The sequence below is a fragment of the Acinetobacter sp. UBA6526 genome (assembly GCF_002434875.1).
In the GTDB taxonomy this organism is placed as follows: Bacteria; Pseudomonadota; Gammaproteobacteria; order Pseudomonadales; family Moraxellaceae; genus Acinetobacter; species Acinetobacter venetianus.
Genome location: NZ_DJLC01000072.1, coordinates 1 through 2,978 on the forward strand (window position 1 = coordinate 1; position 2,978 = coordinate 2,978).

Genomic DNA, 2,978 nt, shown 5'->3' on the forward strand with positions numbered 1-2,978 from the left:
GATTTAGTCATTCTCAATAATCATATTATTTAAATTTTCATCTATTAAAACATGTTTCATAACCTTTCCTGAAGCATTTCTTGGTAAAGGTGAACTGGTGAATTGCCACTTTGAAGGCACTTTAAAATCAGCCAACTCTTTGCTTACCCATAAAGCTAACTCTTCATTATTTAATTGCTCATCCTTGGTTGAAATAATTGCCAAAACTTCTTGGCCTAAATCATCATGGGGAATACCAATGACGGCAGATTCTTCAACTAGTTTATGGGAATCTAAAATCAGTTCAATCTCTTGAGGATAAACATTTTCAGCGCCTCTTAAAATCAAATCTGTCCGTCTTGATGAAATAAAATACAAAGGTCCTTTTTTGTAACCCCAATCCCCTGTTCTCAGCCATCGATCACTTGTTAAGGCAGCACCAGAGGCTTCTGGATTATTGTAATAACCAAGCATCACTGAAGGGCTTTTAACATATATTTCACCTTCTATAGAATCTTTTTTTATCACTTTACCTTCTTCATTCCTTAGCTCAACCTGAATTGTTGGCATTGATTGACCAGGAGATAATGGCTCATCAATCAAACCTTGGCCCCAATTGACAATAGTTATTGCACCTGATTCTGTGAGCCCGTAACCATAACCAAAGCTGTGTGCAGAATTGGGAAAAATGTCCTTGGTTCTTTCTATTAATTCAGGAGGCATGGGAGCTCCGCCACCTCCAACAACTAAAACACTTTCAAGATTTAAGCTCATTGCTTCAGCCTCATCAAGCACTCTCTTAAGGGCTGTTGGAACAGCTCCGCCCCAGGAGGTAACACTAAATTTTTGGATTAATTCAATCACCCTATTTGCCATGAATCTACCGTCATACATCAAGCTAGTAGAACCTGCAAATAAGCTGGTTACAGCACCAGCTGATAAACCTGAGACATGAAATAAAGGAGATGAAAGCAGACTGGTTGGAGTATTCTTCGACCAATCAATCCCATAACTTGATGAATGCTGAGAAACAGCAGCACCTTGCAGCATTTGTAATGTTGAATTGGCAATCATGGATCGGTGCGAAGTCATCACGCCCTTAGGTGTTCCTGTTGTCCCAGAGGTATAAAAAAGACAAGCACACTCATCTTCATCTATACGAACAAAAGACTGAAGTTCTTGTTCGCATGAAGATAAATCTAAACCTTCAAAAATTAAAGTTGGGTGCTTTACTTGATCAGCAATTCTTTCAAACCGTTTTTGATCGCAAACTATAACGTTAGGATCACCAGCATCTATGGCCTTGATAGCTTCCGAGCCTTTCCACCACCCATTCAAACCGCAAGCGATCGCACCAATGCTCACAGTAGCCCAGAAAAATATAATCCATTCAGGACAATTAGCAGCATAAATAGCAACCCTGTCTCCAGACTTAACATTATGTTGTGATTGCAAAATATGAGCTGCTTTTTTTACCAATGTTAGATGTTGCGCAAAACTGATAACTTTATCTTGATAGATCAAATAAGGTTTTTCGCCATGACTAGCTGACAGCTCAATAAAATCTACCAATGATCTAGGTCGATTTTTAAAAACATCCATTTCTACACCAAGAACATTTTCTCGATGAATTTCAAAAAAAGATTGGCTCTCTACTAGGGCTTGTATATATTTGTCAGAATGCATCATTGGGATTTTACTATCTTATAAATGCATCCATCAATCAACGAGTATCAACTAGATTTTTTTTATCAATGATTCTAAAAAATATTCCAACATTGTTCGTGAACTCATGATTCGTTATAGTTGATTAGATACAATGAAAGAACTGAATTTTATATAGAAAGATCATGGCAGATAAAAACACACAGCCATTAGCTGTAATCACAGGTGGTGCCTCAGGCATTGGCTTAAGTACGGTGAAGCGATTTTTAGATGAGGGCTATGAAGTACTGATACTCGATGCTAATAAAGATGCGGGAGAGCAATCAGTAAATAACCTTAAATCAGATACTTGCAATATTAATTTTGCACATATCGATATTACAAATCATGCTCAAATAGATTCAGTTTTTGCCGACTTGCATGCTAACAATCGTCCAGCTCATGTACTGGTTAATTGTGCCGGTATCAGCCCCGCCTTGAACCCATTGCATCAATATTCAGTTGAGGAATGGAACAGAACCATCGATATTAATTTGCATGGCACTTTTTATGCATGTCGAGAGTTCTTAAAACTGGCAACTGAGCAAAAAATTGATGCAGGAGCAATTGTAAATGTTGCCTCGATCATGGGAGTAAGAGCGAGTGGAGCCCAAGCACCCTACGCAGCATCGAAGCATGCAGTGGTGGGTTTAACCAAATCAATCGCTCAAGATTATGCCACCATGAACATCAGAGCCAATGCCATTGGTCCAGGTGTCATTGATACACCCATGAATACCGAATTAATGAAAGATGAAAACATCATGCAATATATGCTGCAACGCATTCCGATGAATCGAGTTGCAACATCAGACGAAGTAGCCAACTTAATTTATTTCTTAGCATCGTCTGAGGCATCTTACATAACTGGATCCTACTACCCTATTGATGGTGGGTATCTTGCAAGCTGATATTTTTACAAATAAAACTGCTTTGATCACTGGTGCTGCCAGTGGAATTGGCAGAGGCCTAGCATTGCATGCTGCAAAACTTCAAATGAATGTTGTCTTAATGGACCTCAACGGAGATGGTTTAAATGAGACGCATAGCCTGATGACTGAGTGTCCTTCCATGATCATCCATTGCGATGTATCTAACTTAGAAGACTTTGCAAAAGCAAAAGAAAAAATTGCATGTGAGTTTGGCACAGTTCATTTCCTGTTTAATAACGCAGGAATCTTTTTAGAGGGTCGAGCATGGAAAGCAGACCAAAAAAACTGGCAACGAATTATTGATGTAAATTTAATGAGTGTAATTTATGGCTTAAATCTCTTTGTTGATGAGATGGTTGCTAG

Annotated in this window: 3 protein-coding genes; 2 read left to right on the plus strand and 1 reads right to left on the minus strand. The window is 38.6% G+C overall.

Going from position 1 to position 2,978, the window contains the following annotated elements; all coding sequences use genetic code 11:
* Positions 1 to 3 precede the first annotated feature (3 nt).
* Positions 4 to 1,668 carry a class I adenylate-forming enzyme family protein gene (locus B4237_RS04835; RefSeq protein ID WP_286941881.1) on the minus strand — a complete coding sequence of 555 codons (1,665 nt, stop codon included), beginning with the start codon at positions 1,666 to 1,668 and terminating at the stop codon, positions 4 to 6.
* Between the two features lie 161 nt (positions 1,669 to 1,829).
* Here B4237_RS04835 and B4237_RS04840 point away from each other — a divergent pair, with 161 nt between their 5' ends.
* Positions 1,830 to 2,594 carry an SDR family NAD(P)-dependent oxidoreductase gene (locus B4237_RS04840; RefSeq protein WP_286941884.1) on the plus strand — a complete coding sequence of 255 codons (765 nt, stop codon included), beginning with the start codon at positions 1,830 to 1,832 and terminating at the stop codon, positions 2,592 to 2,594.
* Positions 2,584 to 2,978, plus strand: a 395-nt coding sequence (locus B4237_RS04845; RefSeq protein ID WP_286941887.1) for an SDR family NAD(P)-dependent oxidoreductase, incomplete at its 3' end; no start/stop codon positions are given. The genes B4237_RS04840 and B4237_RS04845, both read left to right, overlap by 11 nt.